We start from the raw sequence: 21303 nt of genomic DNA on the forward strand, positions 1-21303 counted from the left end.
ATTTACCCTGCAACAAAACAAAATGCGTTGAATTTATGGCCTTCTGGTGTTCGAAAATAGCCGGCATAGAAGTTATCTGGTCGGATTCCTGGCTCACCTTCATCCGTCGCACCAAGTGCAATTGCTTTACGATAAAAAGCATCAACCTGTTCAGGATTTTCAACAGCGATAGCGACCATCGTTCCATTACCAACTGACATAGGCTGCCCGTCAAATGGTTTTATCAAGCAAACACCCGGCGCTTCTGGTGACGTAGCCCAAGCAATAAAGCTGTCCTCTTCCATAAATCGATTTGCACCTATGGTAGAAAATAACTCATCGTAAAATGGTGCGCTGACTGATAAATCATCAGTTCCTAGCGTAATATAACCAATCATAACCGTCTCCTTCCTACTATTTAAAAATTAGAGAGCACTTTTTTATCAAAACTTGTCTGTGCTAACGTCATTTGAAATTCTTGTGCTTTATCTTTAATAATCTGGTGATTTTTAACAAGTTCATTCATCGTTAACGTATTGTTATCCAACGTATAAACCTGCGCTAAGCTGCGATAATAAAAATCCATAGTTTGTAGTGCATCAATATTACCTTCCATTGCTTGAGGTTTAATCTTAGCGACTTTCCGATAAATTGCATTTTGTAATTGCTTTAACTGCCATACGTAATATATTTCTTTAAAGTACGCGTGATTTCTAAATCGACTAAGCGTAAAGCTTGATATGGCAAGACCAATTACAACGCCCATTAAATTAAACCGAAAATGACTCTCCCCCTCAAAACCTGATGAGAATGCACTGATAAGTACTTGGCCAAAAAGTAGAGATAAGATGGCAAAGCCAAATACGAAGGAAATGATTACCACATTAAGGTGTTTGCGGTAAGTATCTTTATCTATGTCGATAAGTGTCATGGTAAACCTATAAATTTAATTGAGAATGTCGAATTACTTGAGCTTCAACACCTTGTTTCCAGACGGCGTATTCACCAATGACGGAAAGTTGCTGTTTTGCTCGTGTAATGCCCGTGTATAACAATTCACGGGTTAATAATTTGTTCTGACTATTGTCCGGCAATGCCATAAGTACATGATTAAACTCACTGCCTTGTGTCTTATGAATCGTCATCGCGTATACCAATTCAAAACTTGGTAATCTTGATGGGATTAATGACTTGTAACCGTCGACTTGTTCAAAAACGGCAACAAGTTGATCATTTTCTTGCCAGATTAATCCAATATCACCATTATACAGACCCAACTTATGATGATTTTCTGTAATCATGATTGGCATTCCATGATACAAAGGCATTTTTTTATAGCCTTGATTAGTATCAATAAGTTGTTGTTCTATAAAACGCTGAACAACAATGTGATTTAGGTTTTCAACACCTAACTCCCCTTTTCGCATTGCTACCAGTACTCTGAATTTAGCTAGCTGTACAAACGCTTGAGATAAGTCGGTCATCGCAAGTAATGGCTTATAATAGGTATCGATATACTTTGATAATACAGTCATATTCTCGCCACTTTCTAAGCTTACTTGCTGCGAAGCATCAGCTTCTAGTCTTTGCCAACTCGCATTAGCATTCCCTGCTATCACGTGCTTAGCAACAACGCCTATGCCACCTTGACCATCAAATCGCCTTGAATGCTGCAAAATGGTTAGGTGATCGGTCACATTATTTTGGTCAACCGCTAATAACTGGCCTGTATCATGGCGAAGCACTTTAGATAAGAACACTGAATTTTTTTCGCTGTATCCTCGATGGGGTCTTGGCGCGATATCCGATAGCACACTACCACTGGCGACTGACGGTAATTGATCAGGATCACCAAGAAGAATAACTTTGGCATGTTCTGGCAATGCGCGAAATATCCTCGTCATTAACGCCAAGTCAATCATTGATGCTTCATCTATTAATAACACATCAACCGGTAAGAGATTGTTTTGATCGTGCTTAAAGTTAACTTGGTTCGCTCTAACCCCCAAAAGTCGATGAATTGTTTGTGCTTTCGATGGAAGTTTTTCAAGGACATCATCATCAATCATCCCTTTAAAACCGGCTATGGCCGCAAGAATAGATTCAGATAAACGCTGAGCGGCCTTACCCGTAGGCGCTGTCAACGCGATATTTAGCCTAGTATCATCCTGATGTTGATTTAACATCACAAGCGCTGCGAGTAGTTTAGTTACGGTATACGTTTTACCCGTACCTGGTCCACCAGCAATCACGGTAAAATTTTTGTTTAACGCGTTAGCAACAGCGATTTTTTGCCAATCGATTTCCTGATGCCCATCATCAGGGAATAACTCAGTAACAACCGCTGCTGAGGCTTCAACATTTGTCTGGCTTGTTTCAGACAATTTGACTTTAATCGCTTTTTCGAGCTGACGTTCGAATAAATAATATCGACGTAAGTACAAGTGCTCATTTTCTAGCACGATCATCGCGTTGTGGTTATTTAACGCTTCATATTTATTAAGCTCAGCCAACAAGGTTGGTTTATCAGAAAAGCTAAATCCTGGCTTTTCCTCATCACTGTAATCTTCGTCACTTTGCCACAAGCGTTTACCCGCAACCAGATCGAGTGGCAAACAACTATGGCCATTTTGTAAGGCTTGGTGACAAGCTATTGCTAAATGAAAGATGTCACTGTTTGACGTATTTAGCGTTTGGCATACATTCAACGCAAAGTAGAAATCTATAGCCTGTATTTCAGCTAGCGCAGAAAATGCTGCCCGATAATTTACATAGGGAATGCTAGTTTGCTCTTGTAAGTCATGTTGAGTTGTATCTATCACCATCATGTTTGCTCCGATATAACAGACGACGCCATAAGCTTCCCAGAGAAAACATCATCTAAAGCTTGCAACTCACTCGATAAAATTTCACGAAAGTAAACCCCTGTCGACTCCTGCGTGGTAGGTGTCATGCCACGTAGGTAGAGATAATAGATTCCACCAAAATGTTTTTCTGGCTGATAGTCAGGTAACTGATGTTGTAAATATCGATGAAGCGCAAGACTATAGATTAGATACTGTAAATCATAGTGATGATCTTCCATGTGTTCTGCGAGATTAACGTGCTTGTAATCATTTAGTTGATGGCCCAAATGGCTCGATTTGTAATCACAAACATAGTACTTTCCTTCATGTTCAAATACTAAATCAATAAAACCATGCATCATCCCTTTCAACTGCTTTACAAAGGGCAAATACACTCTCTTGTTGTATGTTGTTCTACGATTTGGATTAGATTTTCGGTGGTTTGTTAACAGTTCAATCAATTGTGGTAATTTTGTCTCTTCCATAGGAAAGTAGAACTCACATTCTCTGAGTGTTCTTTCATGTTGAATGTCAGACAAGGTAAACAGATTTGGATTATCCGTCGCATTTACTAGCGGTGTATCAACGATTTCTCCTAACCAAGAGACAAGGTCTGATATTTGATCTTTAGACAAAATATCCTGATACCTGTGCTGATTTTTTTCTATCGTTTCTTGCCAATTTGGTGAGTCAAAACTATTGTATTCCAACATCTCGTGCAGCAAGTTACCTGCTTGAGCGCCTTTAGTTAAGGTGAAGCGTAAACTAAGATCGGTTGTGCTCGAATCTTCAGCATCGTCTGTTTCATCACGATCTGGTGCTGATATCCCTTGGTGACGCATGTTACGGCTTAACGCGGTAAAAGAGCTGAGCCACCAGTCTCTCTCTATTTTACCGTTAAACACAGCAACACTCGCTTGTGATTCACTAACGTCAATAGGATCTTCCGCGAATTCTTCTACCCGTATCTGGTCAAATTCAACCCCATGATAGCCAATGTCATCAGTTGTACTTGATAAATCCAGTAGTTGCTGTGATAGATTCTCATCAGCTGATAGAGCCATGGTCAAACCAAGTGGCGATAATTGAGACTTTTCAAAATTTGCAGTGAGTAAATAACATCGTTGCTCTGCACGCGTGATTGCAACATACAGGAGTCTAACAGCCTCTGCATGTGCTTCATTTACCATGGCGAATTTTTGCTCATCATCACCGCCTAAGCTCGTTGCTTTATTTCCATCAGCCAAGTGATATTCAATTAAACTCACATTTCGTGAGCCAACACGAAGTGGATTTTTATATCGTGTAGCAAAAGGAACAAATACGACCGGGTATTCAAGGCCTTTCGAACCATGCTGCGTCACAATCTTAATCAAATTAGCATCAGATTCTAAACGCAATTCTGCTTCTGTATTCACCGCATCATTCGTTAACTGTTGCTCAAACCAAAACAGGAGCTCTTGTGGTAATCGATGCGTGTTACTTGCCTCTTGTAGTAGTTCAAATAAATGGAGAATATTCGTTAGAACACGATCTTTCTGGCTACTGTCGATTTGAAAATGATCATGTAAGAAGCTTAATGCCATTGGCATAAAACCTTGACCTTGCCAAACGTCACGTAAGTATTCAAACACCTGTTTTTGCTCTTGCCATCCAATTTCATTTTGTTGTAATGCTAGGAAAGCTTCATGTGTATATCCCAAAAACATGGTCGTTAGTGCACAGCTATATAATTGTTCATTCTCTAATTCGATAACACCACGTAATAAATTAAAGAGTTGTTTAGCTTCCATCGAACTAAACAAATTATCTCGATTACTTAGAAACACTGAAGCTAGGCCACGCTCGTCTAGCGCTTTTTTAATCTGCTGTGCTTCACCCGAGTCACGGATAAGTACGGCAAAATCTTTTGCCGATAAGTGCTGTTCTTCTGACAATAAACGATGTATCTCACTGGCACACCAATGGGCCATATCAACACGTGCGCTTTGCTTAACCGTATCTTCACTAACAAAGTCGATAATTTGCAGTGGTTTAAAGTTTTGCTGGCATATTAATTCAGTTTTTGCTTTCACCGATGGCTTAACTGGCAGATATTCTATGTTGTACTTGAATACATCAACGGGCGCTTCGTCGAGCGAGTTTCCGTAAAACAGTCGATTATACGCATTGATCATTCCTTTACTCGACCGCCAGTTTGTATCCATTACCCATTGATAATGACATTGACTTCGCGCAGATAAATAAGCGAAAACATCGCCTCCCCTGAAGCCATAAATGGCTTGTTTAGGATCACCTATCATAAATACACAGGCGTCATCTTTCGCGCCATAGATTTGATTGATTATCGTATATTGAGCACTGTCTGTATCTTGAAACTCATCAACGAGTGCAACGGGATAATCACTAAACAGTTGTAATGCTAGCGCTGAATCATTGGCAACGCATTGCGCGAGCTTTTCTACTAAATCGTCAAAGCCTAGAATATTTTGCTGATCTTTTTCATCTACAATTAATGCTTTGACTTGTGCAATCCCGTCTTTGGCGATGATATAGGCGTCTGCTTTCGCAAATGTCTTAGCTAAATTGCCCTGTTCCTTTTTCACTTCATTTAGCTGAGTAAATGCCTCAACAATTGCTGTTTTATGTTTCGAGCGGGCATAACGTCGCCCATCAGCAAAAGCGAATGTTGGTGTTGTAAAACTGTGTTCAAAGTTTTCAATACTTGCGGACAACCACCCTTTTAGCTCCTTTAACTCACTGATTCTGGTTTCTCGATCTTTACCCTTCTTTGTCTCTATCAGTGCTTCAGTCAGCATAGCTTCAGCGTTTTCGATGTCTTCAAGCGCACGTCTCAACTTTGCATGGAACTTTAACTTTAATTCGTCTTTTTCGATTACCTTGATTGGAATGTCTTGTAATATCGCTTTAGCAAAACTATCAATAAAGGTTTCTGGGGTATTCCAAAATTCTGCCAATTGAAGAAATCGAAGTTCGTCGGTTTTTGCTAATTTACGATACCAATCCTGAACGGCCTGCAACATGGGTGTGTGCATATCAGGACTTAGGCTTGCGTCCAATGAAATCTGTGCATTGAATGCATATTGGTTTAACACCCGCTGACAAAACCCATGGATCGTAAAAATTGCAGCCTCATCAATAAACAGCAATGCTCGCTTTAAAATGAGTTTGGCTTCTTGCGCATCAATATTTTGTGCAAGTGATTGATAAAATGGATCTTGCGATACTAGCTCGCTCCAATTTTGAAGCGCGTCGCGTAACGTATCATCAATTCGCCCTTTTAACTCCTGTGTTGCATCTTTGGTAAAAGTCATCACCAGAATTTGTTCTACCGTTAATTTCTTTTCGAGTAATAAACGCAAGTATAAGCGAGTGATATTGTATGTTTTCCCCGTTCCGGCACTTGCTTCAATCAAGTGCATTCCTGTTAGCGGGATTGAATGTGCTTCAAGTAATTCAGGGCGAGGATTAAGTTGATTTGCCATTATGCCTTACCTCGGGGCTTACGTTGCTTGTTAACTAACCCTAAACATTGAACAAGATAATTTATTTCTTCAGGGATTTCTTCAACCATAGGAGGTTGAGGCCAAAAATACTGCATGTACTCATCAACACTGAATGGCTTAAACATATTGGTGTCTGACCAAAACTCCTCGAATACTTGCTGATTAAACTCCTTCGATTTTTTTATCTTTTCTGCAAGTAGCAAATTAATCAAAAGTGCACGCTGTTGACCTTCAACATACAATGATATTAACGTGTCTAGGAGTGCTTTTGCCGATTCAATAGGGGGGCAATCAAAGCGCTCAACGCCTTGAGATTTAGTGTCAAAATAAACACCATGGGTTTGCACGCCCCCCATTTCCCTGTGTTGTCCATTAATCGATGCATCTGCGAGCTGAATAAGTAACTGAGATAATACAATAAGCATCATATCTTTTGGCTTTGGTTCACTCTGTCGATAAACCAGCAACATTTGTTCTACAACCTCAACAGTGGCGTGCAGCGATACGGTAACTTTTAATCCACTCTTTAATTCAATATCGGTGGTATACGACAAATCTACTTCATCAACTGCATTCAAACCCAGCGATTGTAGTACCTGATAAAAGGTATCAACATCTTGTTGCCATTGAGTAACTTCAATAGCTGTCGTTGGCAAATCTGGCAAACGACCACTCAGCTTTTGGCTTTGGTATAATTCCTGCGCGATTATCTCAGGATCCTTTTCTGGATTGTTACGCTGAAAATCAAACAAGGCTTCGCGGTATTGATAAGCATCTAAACGGCTCACTGCAAAAGGCTCAATATCCTCTGGCGCATCTGAGCGCTTCGACAAAAATAGATTCAAATGTTCTCGAGCAAATTGTTTCGATGGGTGATCAAAAAACGCTACAAGCTCCTTAATATCCAGAGACAATGAATCAACAGCTAATGCTAACGCTTGATCACTCGTTTCCTTCTCACGGCTCGATGATAAGCCTAGACTGAGCCAGTTTTTATCAAAACTTTTGAACTCTCCATGATAATTATCAACAGAAAATGGTTGCATCGGCAGGCTGCGTAACGCTTGTTCGGTTTTAAATAGATCCCAGCCATAGCCTTTATCTAGATAATCCATCAACTCTTTCAATACCAGTGAAGGCTGCTGAACAGCGTTATTCTTCAGGCTATTTCCTTGATAACTGAGGTATAGCGCTTTCCGCGCGGAGACGATTGCTTCCAAAAACATATATCGATCATCTCCACGACGAGAGCGATCGCCAACATTAAATGGTGTTTTTGACATCAAATCATAACTTAGTGGCTGTTTTTGGCGAGGAAACTCACCATCGTTAAGCCCAAGTACAGCAATAATTTTAAAAGGAATGCTACGCATCGGTACCATTGAGCAGAATGTGACTTGGCCTATCATAAATTGCCTGCCCGGATCCGGCACACTGAAATGATTCAATAAAAAGCTTTGAACTACACCTAAGCTAATTGAGTCGCTAAATTCAGCTAGTTGTGTGTATTCACCAAAAAGGTTTATTGCATCCTTTATAATTGCAAGTTTATGTTCCTTTTGTTCTTGAAAGAAATCATCAACAAATTGATGCAGGTAATTAAGCCATCGTTCTGATGATTTTACTTTCGATAACGAGATTGCATGCTCATGTAGTAAAGAAACAATATGCATTAAGGTTCCGAGTAACTGGGCGTCATTTCCTTCGACAGTACTCAACAATAACTGATCATTCCAAACAACGTCATCGTCTTGATAGGCAAATCCACGTATTAATCGCTCTAAGGCTTGTTGCCAAGTAAAGTTATCGGTTACGTTTTCTATCTGCAATACTTTTGCTTTATGTGATTTATCTAGCCCCCAGTGGACACATGCTAATGACAACCATTGCGAAACTTTTTCGATATCATCGTCATCAATACCAAATTTGTTTTTAACCTGTTCTACTCGCATGAAACCTAAGATCTGACTAACATGGAATCTGCTATCAGGTAAGCGAAGCAAATCGATGAATGCCGCTACAACAGGTTCAGCATTTTTCGATACCCTATCGGCAATAGAACATGGCAATGGCGGCACATCGTCAGCAATCTCCTGCCAACCGCGGGTAAAGACTGCATTAACATAAGGTGCATAATGTTCCACCTCTGGGCACATCACTAACACATCTTTAGGCGTTAAGCTCGGATCTTGATTAAACTGATGCAACAACCAGTCATGGAGTCCTTGAATTTCACGCATGGCACTGTGTGCCTTGGTAATGGTTATCGAGTCATCCTGGGCAATTTTCGGATTATGTCTTGCATCAGTTAGTGTTAATATGTCTTTTTGGACTTGTTCTAACACTGACAACTCTTGGGCTTCATGCAATACATTAATATCGTCAAACGCATCAATATTAATCGTAGAATAATGTTGTAGTAACGCTAAGAACTCTTTTCCTTGTTGACCCAAATTTGCCAACAATGGATTTGCCACTAATTCATCAATCTCACTTTGCGATACCCACTGTTCAATTTGTTTAAACGCTTGTTTTTCAGTTTGAATATCTCCCCAGTAATCAGCACATGGGTTTAAGTGAAAAAAGTGTACCTGGGTGTGTTCACTAATCGCATTAATAAAGTCTAACCAAAGTGGTGCCATCGAATCAATACCAAAAAATGCAATCCGTTTAGGTAGCTTATCCTTATTTGCTTCGAGGTTATCTATCGCATGTTTAATAATAATTTGCGGGTCGTAGTTTTCTTCGGCCGTTAACATGCGCCACAGTTTTGCTTGCCACAACATTAACGGTTCTACATGAGATGCTATGCCATCATTAAGCTCTGTCTTACTACAGGTTAAATCGCCTTGGTTCCAGCTTGCGATCCATGTGGGTCGATAGATTAAATATTGTTCATATAAATCGGCTAACTGGCACGCAAGTTGATAGCATCTTTGCTGCTGAATTTTCGGTGAGTTTTCACCACGCCAAAACTGAGTTACTTGGCCAAAATCAGCATCATCTACGACCTTTTCACTCATTAACAGCGCAAGTATTCGCCAGCTTAGCACCTCACGAGAGAACAAGGTCTCATCAGGCACATTTTCCTCTCCAGCTACCGTTCTAGCAAGCTTCCATAGAAACTGAGCAGGTAACGCGTAACCGAAATTAAAGCTAATTTTTCGTGATTGAGCCAATTGCATGCTCAACCAATGTTGCATGCCTGCATTCTGTACTACGATGGCTTCTTTTTCAAAAATGGGTAATGGATTGATGTGTTGAATTTTGAGATAAAGCTGCAACAAATGCTCCATTTTGTTTGCAGGATACAGATAAATCACACAGTCACCTTCGGTTTATTTTTATTTAATATTTGGTGGCTACAAATTATTGCGAAGTGAAATAATTTAATAGGTTTTAAAGGGATTTAACCATACAGGTATATTATTGACTAGCGCTTTTTCACGAAATATGCGCTAGTCAATTTAGTTTGAAGATTTATTAGTCGATGAAGTCAAAATAACGTTGGAATCGATCACCGACATAGGGCAAAGGCGCTTTACTTTGGTTGTAAGCTTGCCATACAGCGATGCACCATAAACCCAAAACGGCAATGGTAGCTAACCAACCAATTAATGGAACAAAACTAAAAACCGCGAACAAGAGTATTAACCCTAAGGACTGGCGCAAATGAAAGCGCAATAATGGGCAACGGTTTTTACCATAACAAAATAAGCTGATGAGCCAGCCTATCACGGTAAAGTAGCTTAAAACCGCTAGTAATTTTGCCGTATCTTCGGCAATATCATCTGTTGAAGACTCGTAATGCGCCATATTACACTCCTTGATAATAACCACGCTTTAAGTATAGCAAAGGGCCCGATACTCACTAAATTCAGTTTAGTGATAATGAATGAAGTATTTATGACAAGAGCAATCAAAATTTACGCGAACTCAACACGGCACAGTTTGTTTATTACCATTGTAGGTGTGACTATGTTGTTGATTTGTTTAATGTTAATAAATAGTTATTGGCATGAGGCAAAATTGGTTTTGATCTTCTTAACATTGGCTTCCGGTGTGGTCTTGATCACAGGGATTACCAAACAAATTGAGCCTAAATGTAGTTTCGACATTAGTCCTCAACAACTTGTTTATTTACATCGCTGTGGGCACTGGCAACTTCCGTGGTCAGAGATTAAGTATATTGCACCACTGCATTCAACTCGTGGTGTTGAACAACAAGCATTACCCTACGTTGGCATTGTCATTAATGATTTAGTAAGACTTGCTGATTTAATAACGCCGAGGCTTGCAAATAAGTTATTGCACGAACAAAGACCACTATTAATTTTGGCTGTGCAGCATGAACTGCTCAAGGTTGAAGATATTACGCTTCGCTTTTCCCCATACAAAACAAAAGCGGGAATCATTACCGGCCCAAAAGGTGAGTTTTTACATCAATGTGAGAACTTAAAAGCGGCCTTCGGATTTCACTTGTATATCCCGTCATCAGCACTAGATAGGAGCGTTGAAGAGTTTAGTGTATTATTAAACGAATGCCGCGTTGCATCTGCTAGTTATGAAGATGAGTAATATTTAAACAGATGACCTGTTATTGAGCTAAATCAGCTAAGGTTGCCCCTGTTAACTTAACCAAGTCTTTAGGTGAAAGCTCAATCTCTAATCCTCGACGACCTGCACTGATATATATTGTTTGAAAATGCTCCGCTGAAGTATCTATAAAGGTTTTCAGCCGCTTTTTTTGCCCTAAAGGGCTAACACCGCCCAAGATGTAACCACTAGAACGTTCAACAGCCGCTTTGTCCGCCATCTTTGCTTTCTTAGCACCCGCGGCTTTCGCTATTTGTTTCATACTTAACATGGTCGATACAGGTATCACACCCACAACTAACGTGTGTTCATCTACACAAGCAACTAACGTTTTAAATACTCGGGTCTCACTAACATCTAATTTTTTTGCAGCCTCTAACCCATATGAATCACTCGAGGCATCATGATTATATTCATGGATTGTGTAGGAAATTTTAGCCTGCTTTGCAATGTTTATTGCTGGAGTCATGATTTAGCCTCATTTTTTAAAATCTTAACAATTCTTTTGATAAAGATTTCAGACAAGTTCCAATGATAACCGGTGAAGTCTGTTGTGTTGAAAAACTGAACCACAACAGTATCTATATCTCTATGATACTCAGCCAAGCTTTGATAACCCGGCACTAAACCACCATGCTCATATACATATAAAACATCGTATATCTCCTGCTCGCCCTCGCTAAACACCGAACCATCGTTCAATGCTCTTAAGAATGTCCCCACATCTTGAGCAGAGGCCAGCATACCGTTATCATTTTCTTTAAAGTCCTCCAAAATACCAACGTAATACCCACTCATTACATCATCTAAATTGACTTCATGAATTGAGCTATATGTATTAGTTAGATTCAATGGGAGTAAAATCTGCTCTTTGATGTATTGGTGATGGCTGTATCCCGTGACCTTTTTAATGATTTGACGCAGCAACAAATAATTTGTGTTTGAATATTCATAGCCTTTATCTGGTTTAAAACTCACAGGTAACTCAAGCGCAAAATCTAATGCTCTAGCACCATTTTCCTGCTCGTTTTCCCAGTACGCTGGGTTATTGGTAAAGTTAGGAATACCGCTGCGATGTTGCACCAGCATCCGAATAGAAATTTCATCAGCATATTCTAAACGACCAACTAGCTCAGGAAAGTAATCTGCCACCTTATCGTCTATCGACAATTGTTTGTTGTTAGCCAGCTTTGCAATAGAAACAGCAACATACAACTTGCTAATACTGGCTATTTTAAAAAGTGAATGGGGGTTAACAGGTGTATTCGTATCACGATTATCGACTCCTGCAGTATAAAAAGCGGGCGCCTGACCTGCTTGGTCTACGTAAACGATTACTCCCTCAAAACCGTAGTCAATAGTGTCATCAACTTGAGCTTGAACACTATCAGGTAATGGTAGGATCCATGCCTTCACGAGGACCCAAGGGACAAAGAACAAAGAGATCGCTGTCGCTGAAAACAGAAATACCCTAAAGACTAATTTTACGTTGTTATTGCTCATATTTGATGCTTATGGCTACTAATTTGTTATATTCGAGTCGACGCTAGCCATCATCACCCTCATTAGCTAACAACGTAAATATTCGAGTTACAAATTTACGTTGTTTAAGCTTGTTTGATGTACCAGCGCTTTATTTAGTTGAGCTAGCCGCGAGTACATCAACAGCAAGTTTCTGCGTGTGTAAAAGTAGACTTGTATCACCTACTCTACCATGACCTGGCACGACAACCTTGATGTCAGGAAATCGCTCCATTACATTTTGCACAGATTGCGGCCAGTCTTCGATAACAGCGTCACCAGTATAGCCAAGGCTTCTATTACTTAAGCTCTTAACAAAACAACCACCAAACAGTATACCCGCCTCAGGTAACCACACGACGATATTGTCTTTAGAGTGCCCTGGGCCTGGATAAAATACTTGAATTTTATCATCGACTAAATTGACGTTATCGCCGATGATTTCTTGGGTTGCACTTTGCTTTTTATTCGCACCTAATAGTTGGTTTGTCAGCGTTGTAGCATAAGTCATAATCTGTAATTCATTGAACAAGGCAATATCATTGCTGGCATCATCATGAAAATGCGTAAATACTGCGCTTTTAGCAGTAAAGCCATTGGTTTCAATCCACTTAATTAACGATTTTGAGCTCTCCGTAGTCCAAGCTGAATCAATAATGTGCGCATCAGTCCCATCAATAACAATTAAACCAGAAGCTCCAATATACCCCCAGGGTTTCACATGCTTGTATGAGACATGTTGATAAACATTATCGGCCAATTTTGTTACAGTGAACTGTTTTTTATTGTCGTTACCCGCCAATCCAATCACAGGAAATAAAACAAAAAGCAACCAAACATATTTCACCGTTGAAACCTCAAATATTCTTCTGAAAACCAATAACGCTTATCGTAAATTTCTGACTGGAATGCCAGTTTCTGTGCGTGCAACAGGACTGCCACGATACGACTTTTCCCACTCTGGCTTGATAATCAGAAAGTAATAAACAAAGAAGCCAAGCCAAGAAAGGCAAAACGCCATCAAAAACCAAATAAGTTTCTGTGCACCAGATGCTTTGTTGGACACTAAGACAAGCCCCCATGGGAGCACATTGAATAAAAAGCCAAAAAGTACAATAAGCATAAAGCTAAAAATATCCATATTATTTACCTATTAACTGCTTCAAAATTAAGTGTAAGAATGTGAGGAAGAGTTAACAGTAAAGTGCTGGATATCCTTTCCTAAAGCCACATGTCATGTTTCAATTTTAAACGTTTTAAAACTGAAACATTACTTTAAACCAATCAAATTTAAGCTACAAGAATAATCACTTGTTTTCATTGTGATCTATTTCAGTAACCACAAACGATACTGACGTAATCTTCCAATTATCATCAACTTTGACCATACTCCACGACTCCGTTCCGAATCTTTTCTTCTTGCTCTCCAGTGTCAGGAATCACCTTGTCAGGTGGACCAAATTTCCCAAAATCTACAACTGACGGCTAATCCGCTTTTACTGAACGTGTACCAGCAAGGAAAGAAATACCTTGTTGGCGCTATACCTCAGACAATGTCTGATAAAACCAGTAAGTTATTGTGCTTTGGTGTAAACGATAAAAGCTAATGTCACCACAGCAAGTACATAAAACAATCGAGTTTTTATCCGTGTATCTTTTCTTGGTGATAGTAATTTGTGTACTTGAATGTCATCTGGCACATGTTGATGAGCTTTAACTTGAGCTCCTTTTTGACCATGTTCAGTTTTGACAATACTGATAATAATAGTCGCTCCCGGTTTATGGAGCTTTTTGTCGTAGTGCTCAAAATCAGTCAGCGGTAGAAAACCATAACGATCGGCCCCAAAGTTAACAAATATTGCCTGAAGCGACGGCTCAACTCGCACAATTTCTGAATTAAAATAATTACCCTGTATAAACAGGTGACTATCTTTCATTTGCTTACTATCCCTACAAAGTATGTTAATTCCCTTCACCTGCGGCAAACGCAATTGTCTGAAAATGCGGATTATCAATATTTACTCGTAACTCTGCGACGCTTGCAAGATCGATAAGTTGACTATTTCCTTGATCTTCAATTTTTATACATTCAGCGCGTTCATGGTTTAAGCACGTATCAAGTGCAACACCAACGATTTCCTTACCATCGTGTAAAATTAATGTGATCGGGTATTTAAATGTACAAACTATCTCTATGTAATCATATTGCGAGCACGTTAACATAAAGATCTCCTCGATTTAGTGCAATTTGAGCAAAGCCAGACCGTAAGGCAATGGCCACATTTATCAAGCTATTTGTTGAATGGAAAACTTCCTCACAACACTTTGGTGGTTTATGGTACCGTTATAAAGCTTATTTGTTTTTTCGACTAAACTTTACTTAATTGATAAACGTTCATTGTCATCATGGAATGATTAAAAGGGGTTTCCATGTTTCGCTTTCTAGGGCCAGCGCTAATTTTTGTCAGCGGCAACGCTCTGTCTGAGACAAATAATACCATTCACTGGTTACAATCTGAAATGCCGCCTGCACACATTCTGGAAGGCAAACATAAGGGCACAGGCTATGCTGATCTAACGATGCAACTGCTGATTGATTCATTGCCTGAATATCAACATATCAAAGTACTTGCGAATTACAAAAGAAGTGAAAAAGAATTGGCGACCTTTGACAATCGCTGTCATGCCGCACTATTAAAGTCCCCCGATCGAGAAAACTTTATCGAATACAGCAACGCCACATACTTAATCTCGTCGAATAAACTGTTTGTTTTGCCTAATAAAAGTGCAATGGTAGAGAAGTACTTAACGACAGATAAAAAAGTTAAATTAGCAGATCTTTTGGACAATGAGCCATTTATCCTTGGTGTCAGCAGCGGTGCTAAATATGGAGCAGCGATTGATAAAGCACTACAATTACCTTCAAGCAAAGACAACCTAGCGTTTCGCTCCGCGATAGATCACTATTCAGGATTATCTGGCATGTTGCAAAAGTACCAAAGACTTGATGGTTTTTTAGGGTTAGCAATTGAGAATCGTTACTTCCAACCGCCTGGTGAAACACTTAGCGAGGATCTTGTTAGTTATTCAATTGATGGTGTTGACGATTATTTATTGGGTTATATCGGCTGTTCTAAGTCAGTATTTGGTAAAACGTTAATCAACAAAATAAATAAAGTCATTGATGCGGAACGTAATAGCAAGATCAAAAATTATTATCAGTCGTGGCTGCTTAATAAGGGCAAAGAAGCGCACAATATCCTGATTGAAAAGCTTAACTAAATATTTTGTTATCGTTCACAGGGCTTTGTATTACTTATCTTTGCCGAAAATGCTTTGATCTCTTCAACGCTATATTTGGTTGTCACCCTACTTGTTGATGCTGGTTGATGAGCGAGGCTCACGCCCTCTCGTCTAGCTACTTTTGGCCGAATAGGCCTTTGACATAACCCACCGCCACAATTGGGGCAAACATTGTTGAGTACAGTTTCTACACAGGGTCTACAAAACGTGCACTCATACGTGCAAATCATCGCTTCCGTTGAATCTGGAGGTAAGTCCTTATCACAGCATTCACAATTTGGTTTTAATTCAAGCATATTCGCTAAATCCTCTTCATACTAGCCTAAGAAAAAGACGCTAATCGTTATTGCTCATCTTCTTTTTGATACCTTGCTATCGTACGTTTAATTTGTTTTTGTTCCCATTTTTCTCCAAAAGGTTGGAAAACGACGACTGCGTGTGCAGCAATAATAAACAAATAACAAACTGCCAAGTAAATAAGTACCTCAAGGTTTTCACCTTGGTTGTAATTGGGTAATAAAAACAGTACGTAGGTGAGTATCAAAAATGAAGAGAGGAAATAGAATTGCTTTTTTCCACGGACCTCAGCTTCAGCAGCTTCTTTATGCTCGTTAAGTGCTTGCTGGTTATCAAGCTCAGCTTCCTTGCGCTTAACTCGAAGCTCATCCACATCCACTTCAAAAACTGCGGCTAAAGACTTCATCGTCTCAAGTCCGACACTCTCGCCTTTTTCAACACGTTGAATCGTTCTAATATTCAAACCACTCATCTGGGCGAGTTGTTGCTGCGACCAATTGTGTTTTTGCCTTAACGATCTTATCGGCATAATCTAAATCCTTAACTACCTTATATGTTTGCTCGTCACTATAACTAAAACAACGATAATGCTGTAGCGACAGTCGCATGACAAATGTACGACAATTCGTTAATTCAAGCAAAATTTGCGAGTTTCTCTACGCTTACTGTCCGAAGTGTTTACAAATTAATCAGGCACATAAAAATTTAAATTAAACACCAGCAAACCGTAGCAAGCGCCGGTGAATACCGCTACAATACCCGACCTAATTACTAGGGTATTTGATAGGCTTTAAATTGAAATTTACCAATAAAGATGTACTGCTTTTTGATTTAGACGGAACCTTAATTGATAGCGTCCCAGATTTAGCGTTAAGTGTTAACCAAATGCTGACAAGCCTTGGTATGAATACCTACCCGATCAATGAAATTCGTAGTTGGGTTGGAAACGGCGCTGCTGTACTCACAAGAAGAGCGTTATCAGGTAGTATCAATATCAAAGCTGACCTAAAAGCTGACCTCGTAGAAAAAGCACTAGCTACGTTCCTCGACTATTACCAACAAAATGTTTGCGTTGATACCACTGTATACCCGAACGTCGCTAGTACGTTGGCAGCACTTCACAACAGTGGCTACCAAATGGTTATTGTGACCAACAAGCCAGAACAATTTGTTCGCCCTATCCTCGAAAAACTTAGTCTTAACACCTACTTCAGCATGATTGTAGGCGGTGATAGCTTATCGAAAAGGAAGCCAGATCCAATGCAATTACATTATGTTTGTGAGCAACTGAAAGTAAGTGAGTCTCAATGCATAATGATTGGTGATTCTAAAAATGATATTCATGCAGCAGTGGCAGCCAACATGGATAGCATTGCGTTAACTTATGGCTACAACCATGGCGAAGATATTCACAGCCATGGTGCTAACGTGGTCTTAGATGACTTTGCAGAGTTGCTCGATGTACTGGACACTATCGATGAACCAGTAAGTTAACTGACCAATATTTCTTTTTTCTAGCAGTAATTTTTCAATCAACACAATGCAGAATCATAATTCTCAACAATTGCGCATCGGTATTATCGGTGGTGGCATAGGTGGTGCCACTATTGCGTTACGCCTCATTGAGCAAAGTGCACAAGTTGTGCTTTTCGAAAAGGAACCCCATTTAGTCAATGGGCCTCCTATGTGCCACCTACATGCAGGGGGCAATTTATATCGAGAAATTTCTGACGAACAGTGTATAGATTTGCTTAAACAGTCAATTGATACGGCAAAGTTCTATCGAGAAGCAATCGACTGTCGACCTACTATTGTTGCAGTTCCAACGCTTGATGACGGTCATCCTGAAGACGTTATTTCAAGGCTGAACATACTTCAGCAAGAGTATGCAAAATTAATCGATGTTGATCCGACTAACGAAGTACTGGGCCCTGCATCACAATATTACACGCTATTTAATCGTAGTGACCTTGAGCAAATAGCTAATTTGCCCATCCCTAATGAGCCTGCTAACCCCGAACAATGGATGATCAACTTTGCTCAACATGTAGATCTTGATCAGCTTAAATATCCAATCATTTTAGTGCAAGAATATGGCATAAGCGCTTTTCGATTAGCAGCAATCACTAATTTAGCGTTAGAACGAAGTGAACATTGCCAATTATTAACAAATACGCGCGTTAAGTCGGTTTCCCAGGATAACGCCAATGGTACATGGCAAATTGAAACTGAATCAGCAGATAGCAACCAAGCAGTCGAAGTAGATTACCTAATAAATGCATGTGGTTTTAGAACAGGTACTATTGACGACATGATCGGCCTACTACCTAAACGTATGGTTGAATTTAAAGCCGCTTATGTTAGTCAATGGACACACTGCCAAAACACGTGGCCAGAAATCATATTTTACGGTACCCGTGGCACCAAAAATGGCATGACACAGCTTACACCGTATCCTAATGGTTATTTTCAAATACACGCCATGACACCGGATGTTACGCTGTTTGAAGATGGACTTGTAGCCAGTAAGGAAGAAAGTGCGCAGCCTCAACTACCTCAAAAGTTTATCACTAAGGTAGACCGTCATTGGGATCCTGCCATAGTGAATAGCAGAACAGAAAAAGCCATCGATAAAGTGGCAAAATTCATCCCTCATTTTGAAAGTGCGATTGTTGGTGGGCCACCAATGTATGGCGCGCAACAAATACCGGGGGTTGACTCAACTTTACGTGTTGCAGATGTTGCTTTCCAACATGATCGCTATGCGAGATGTGAAATTGTCAAAGCGTCTTCAGCGTTGCCAGCTGCCAATACGATTATCAACAAGCTCGTTGAATCAGGTTTGTTAAATGCCGTTACGGCCGAATCACATCCTGCAACATCGAAACTTTCAGAGATCGATATCAAGGATCATGCAGAATTGCTTGCGACGAAGCGTAAATATCCAAAAGACTTAGCTGGACGCGTCCGAGCAGACGGTTAACGAGAGTAAAATAAGATTAACAATTGCCCTGCCATATTTATTCGGTTTCAGAGCGCTTGCTACTCAACGCTGAAAATATGGCACCAGCGAGCAAACCAATTACTGGCATAAACACCACGGCTAAACCTGGTTCACCAAACACGTTGATTTGATACATATCTAATATCAAGCCAATCACTAGCCCTATAACTAAACCATAAGCAATAAGGTTTGAGTATCTTGTTTCATTCATCGTGTCATCCTGTTGACATCTGTCTGTACAATGTTTCGTAAATTATAGTGTAGCCCACAACTCTCGCTTTATTTAATTCATCGAAAAAGCTAAAGCAACAACTGTATTAAGCACATTAGTCCCTATTGTTTAAGCCCTTTGTGCATTATGTAGCTATCCACTAAACCTAATGTACCATGGTAATAAGCGTTTGGAATTGTACCAATGATACTAAAACCTAACTTTTGCCATAGTTTCACTGCAACTTCATTAGTAGATACCACACTATTAAATTGCATGGCCTCGAATCCTAGTTGTAATGCAACGTCCTGCGAATGTTCACACATCAACCGTGCAAGCCCTTTTCCTCTTGCAGCGCTGGACACCATATACCCACAATTGCAAATATGGCCACTTGGTCCCATGGCATTGGCTTTAAGATAGTATGTTGCCAGTACGATGCTATTTTCTTCGTAGATAAACGACTTTAACGTCGATTCACACCACAGACCATAGGCTTGTTCAATCGTCATATCTGGCTCAAAAGCATAAGTTTCTTGTGCCTGAATAACAGAGGAAAAAGTTGGCCAAAATGCTTCGAAGTCGGCTTTAGTCATTTCTCTAATCATAATGTTCTTTTATGTTATAGTGTCTTGCTATGTTTTTGCGGTTTATCACAACTGTCCTGTTCTAAAAACTTATCAACCAAACCTTTGTGTTAATCCTTTAACGAAAACTAAGTGATAACGGTACTGACAAACTTAGCCGCTACGATAAACATAACACCACACAAAGCCCCTTTAAGTGCTGCTTTGGCGAAAGATTTCCGCTTGTTGTCCTGACTTTCCACGGGTAATTCGTCTTGTGTTTCAGTTTTTTTATTCTTCATTATTTTGTCCACAATTAGCGCAAGATTTAATTAAAGCAAAGCATAAAGTACCGCTATAACCATAGACAATGCAAATACAATTCGAATCGCTCTCGCTTGTACTGGTTTTGAAAAGACAGGACGCAAGATACCGCCAAATAAAAGCCAGATTAAATCAACAATAGCGGCAACAACCAAGCATGTTATTCCGGTGCTGACGTAACCCACAACCGTATTAGAAAATGGTAATAAAAATTGTGAAAAAATCGCTAAGAATGCCGCATAAGCCTTAGGATTCAACAAATTTAAGATAAAACCATCCTTAAAGCTTGGTGCTGTATCCGACGCTTGTGAATTAGCAACAGGCGCAGTAGCAATTTTATAAGCAATAAATAAGATATAACCACCACCAACAAGCTGGCAAACCATACGTACATCAGGAAACTGAGCAAATAACGTAGCTAGCCCTGCTGTAGCACCAATGATAGCAACACTAAGGCCAAGTAGGATTCCAGCTAAAAAAGGAAGCCCCCTTTTAAAGCCAAATGTTGCGCCAGTTGCTGCTAATGCTAACGGTGCTGGGCCTGGAGAGCCAAGCAGTAATGCGGTGGTGGTAATTAATACGATAAACGATTCAAACAAATTTGAGGTTCCTGTGATGTTCAGCCAATTAACATGACGGATGTGTATGTTATTTAATGACTTTAAGGCTTATTGCGGTTATGCAATTGAACAATAAATACTTAATCAACGGCGATGCTCATGTAGTAAAAGCGATCATCTTCTTTATCGGTTTGAAAGCCCATATTTCTATAGAGTTTATATGCAGGGCTGCGCTTAAACACCTTAAGTTCGGTGTGTTGAAGCTTCCGCTCTTTAGTAATTGCAATAACCATTAAAATCACTTGTCTGCCATAGCCTTTACTTTGGTGTTCCGAGGCAATTTGAATATCTCGAAGCTGGCACCGCTGATTATCAAAAGACAGTCGAAGAACGCCTATACGCTCCCCTTGACGAAGAATGTCAAAATTAGAGAGCTCTGCGGTAGCCCTATAAACATCTGATAGCCCCCAATCAACTTCGTACATCTCATAATATGGTTTCATATTATCGAGTGTAAACTCAGCAGACGACATTAAGTCTTTAGTACTTATTATTTCTAACATGACGAC

At 39.8% G+C, this 21303-nt stretch carries 23 protein-coding genes; 4 read left to right on the plus strand and 19 right to left on the minus strand.

The annotated features are described in order from the left end of the window. Window positions 1-2: 2 nt before the first annotated feature. The 6 genes from QQK05_RS07610 to QQK05_RS07635 all read right to left on the minus strand — a co-directional run bounded on the left by QQK05_RS07610 (window position 3) and on the right by QQK05_RS07635 (window position 10168). Entirely contained in the window at window positions 3-377 is a 375-nt protein-coding gene (locus QQK05_RS07610) for a VOC family protein (protein WP_284297236.1), read from the minus strand. A 20-nt stretch (window positions 378-397) separates the two neighbouring features. After that, a complete protein-coding gene (locus QQK05_RS07615) occupies window positions 398-910 on the minus strand; it encodes a DUF3087 family protein (protein ID WP_284297238.1) in 513 nt (170 codons plus the stop codon). Window positions 911-917: 7 nt separating this feature from the next. Next, entirely contained in the window at window positions 918-2807 is a 1890-nt protein-coding gene (gene recD, locus QQK05_RS07620) for an exodeoxyribonuclease V subunit alpha (protein WP_284297241.1), read from the minus strand. After that, window positions 2804-6331 carry an exodeoxyribonuclease V subunit beta gene (recB, locus tag QQK05_RS07625; protein ID WP_284297242.1) on the minus strand — a complete coding sequence of 1176 codons (3528 nt, stop codon included), beginning with the start codon at window positions 6329-6331 and terminating at the stop codon, window positions 2804-2806. Before recB ends, recD begins: the two co-directional genes overlap by 4 nt. Continuing rightward, entirely contained in the window at window positions 6331-9675 is a 3345-nt protein-coding gene (gene recC, locus QQK05_RS07630) for an exodeoxyribonuclease V subunit gamma (RefSeq protein ID WP_284297244.1), read from the minus strand. The genes recB and recC overlap by 1 nt, the downstream gene beginning before the upstream one ends. Window positions 9676-9835: 160 nt before the next feature. Next, window positions 9836-10168, minus strand: a complete 333-nt coding sequence (locus QQK05_RS07635) for a DUF4870 domain-containing protein (RefSeq protein ID WP_284297246.1) — start codon at window positions 10166-10168, stop codon at window positions 9836-9838. Window positions 10169-10258: 90 nt separating this feature from the next. On the opposite strand from QQK05_RS07635, the gene QQK05_RS07640 reads away from it, so the two are divergent. After that, a complete protein-coding gene (locus QQK05_RS07640) occupies window positions 10259-10930 on the plus strand; it encodes a DUF2982 domain-containing protein (RefSeq protein ID WP_284297248.1) in 672 nt (223 codons plus the stop codon). 19 nt (window positions 10931-10949) lie between these two features. Here the strand turns inward: QQK05_RS07640 and ybaK are convergent, their stop codons facing one another. From ybaK to QQK05_RS07670, 6 genes are all read right to left on the minus strand, one after another. After that, window positions 10950-11417, minus strand: coding sequence for a Cys-tRNA(Pro) deacylase (gene ybaK / locus QQK05_RS07645; RefSeq protein WP_284297250.1), 468 nt, complete (start codon window positions 11415-11417; stop codon window positions 10950-10952). After that, window positions 11414-12451 carry a serine hydrolase domain-containing protein gene (locus QQK05_RS07650; RefSeq protein WP_284297252.1) on the minus strand — a complete coding sequence of 346 codons (1038 nt, stop codon included), beginning with the start codon at window positions 12449-12451 and terminating at the stop codon, window positions 11414-11416. Before QQK05_RS07650 ends, ybaK begins: the two co-directional genes overlap by 4 nt. A gap of 130 nt (window positions 12452-12581) precedes the next feature. Next, window positions 12582-13316, minus strand: coding sequence for a subclass B1 metallo-beta-lactamase (gene bla / locus QQK05_RS07655; RefSeq protein ID WP_284297254.1), 735 nt, complete (start codon window positions 13314-13316; stop codon window positions 12582-12584). A 39-nt stretch (window positions 13317-13355) separates the two neighbouring features. Then, window positions 13356-13610, minus strand: coding sequence for a hypothetical protein (locus QQK05_RS07660; protein ID WP_284297256.1), 255 nt, complete (start codon window positions 13608-13610; stop codon window positions 13356-13358). Window positions 13611-14043: 433 nt separating this feature from the next. Further along, window positions 14044-14406 (minus strand): hypothetical protein, encoded by a 363-nt coding sequence (locus tag QQK05_RS07665; RefSeq protein ID WP_284297258.1) that lies wholly within the window; start codon window positions 14404-14406, stop codon window positions 14044-14046. 25 nt (window positions 14407-14431) lie between these two features. Continuing rightward, entirely contained in the window at window positions 14432-14692 is a 261-nt protein-coding gene (locus tag QQK05_RS07670) for a Rho-binding antiterminator (RefSeq protein WP_284297259.1), read from the minus strand. A gap of 207 nt (window positions 14693-14899) precedes the next feature. Between QQK05_RS07670 and QQK05_RS07675 the strand changes: the two genes are divergently transcribed. Beyond that, window positions 14900-15751, plus strand: coding sequence for a hypothetical protein (locus QQK05_RS07675; RefSeq protein WP_284297261.1), 852 nt, complete (start codon window positions 14900-14902; stop codon window positions 15749-15751). A gap of 8 nt (window positions 15752-15759) precedes the next feature. Here QQK05_RS07675 and QQK05_RS07680 read toward each other — a convergent pair whose 3' ends face one another. Next, on the minus strand, window positions 15760-16068 hold the full coding sequence (locus QQK05_RS07680; RefSeq protein WP_284297263.1) for a DUF1272 domain-containing protein: 309 nt from the start codon (window positions 16066-16068) through the stop codon (window positions 15760-15762). Window positions 16069-16115: 47 nt separating this feature from the next. Continuing rightward, a complete protein-coding gene (locus tag QQK05_RS07685; protein WP_284297265.1) occupies window positions 16116-16598 on the minus strand; it encodes a helix-turn-helix domain-containing protein in 483 nt (160 codons plus the stop codon). Window positions 16599-16864: 266 nt separating this feature from the next. On the opposite strand from QQK05_RS07685, the gene QQK05_RS07690 reads away from it, so the two are divergent. Beyond that, window positions 16865-17563, plus strand: coding sequence for a phosphoglycolate phosphatase (locus tag QQK05_RS07690; RefSeq protein WP_284297267.1), 699 nt, complete (start codon window positions 16865-16867; stop codon window positions 17561-17563). A 46-nt stretch (window positions 17564-17609) separates the two neighbouring features. After that, the gene (locus QQK05_RS07695; protein ID WP_284297269.1) at window positions 17610-19052 is read left to right on the plus strand and encodes an NAD(P)-binding protein; all 1443 of its coding nucleotides are present in this window, start codon (window positions 17610-17612) and stop codon (window positions 19050-19052) included. 37 nt (window positions 19053-19089) lie between these two features. Here QQK05_RS07695 and QQK05_RS07700 read toward each other — a convergent pair whose 3' ends face one another. The 5 genes from QQK05_RS07700 to QQK05_RS07720 all read right to left on the minus strand — a co-directional run bounded on the left by QQK05_RS07700 (window position 19090) and on the right by QQK05_RS07720 (window position 21297). Continuing rightward, a complete protein-coding gene (locus QQK05_RS07700; protein ID WP_284297271.1) occupies window positions 19090-19284 on the minus strand; it encodes a hypothetical protein in 195 nt (64 codons plus the stop codon). A 122-nt stretch (window positions 19285-19406) separates the two neighbouring features. After that, complete coding sequence (locus tag QQK05_RS07705; protein ID WP_284297273.1) at window positions 19407-19892, minus strand: GNAT family N-acetyltransferase; 486 nt, start codon at window positions 19890-19892, stop codon at window positions 19407-19409. Window positions 19893-19999: 107 nt separating this feature from the next. Continuing rightward, on the minus strand, window positions 20000-20152 hold the full coding sequence (locus tag QQK05_RS07710) for a hypothetical protein (protein WP_284297275.1): 153 nt from the start codon (window positions 20150-20152) through the stop codon (window positions 20000-20002). 30 nt (window positions 20153-20182) lie between these two features. After that, window positions 20183-20773: a LysE family translocator gene (locus QQK05_RS07715; protein WP_284297277.1), complete on the minus strand. Its 591-nt coding sequence runs from the start codon at window positions 20771-20773 to the stop codon at window positions 20183-20185. 101 nt (window positions 20774-20874) lie between these two features. Beyond that, window positions 20875-21297 carry a GNAT family N-acetyltransferase gene (locus QQK05_RS07720; RefSeq protein ID WP_284297279.1) on the minus strand — a complete coding sequence of 141 codons (423 nt, stop codon included), beginning with the start codon at window positions 21295-21297 and terminating at the stop codon, window positions 20875-20877. Window positions 21298-21303: the final 6 nt, after the last annotated feature.

It is taken from the genome of Thalassotalea loyana (assembly GCF_030161435.1).
Taxonomy (GTDB): Bacteria; Pseudomonadota; Gammaproteobacteria; order Enterobacterales; family Alteromonadaceae; genus Thalassotalea_G; species Thalassotalea_G loyana.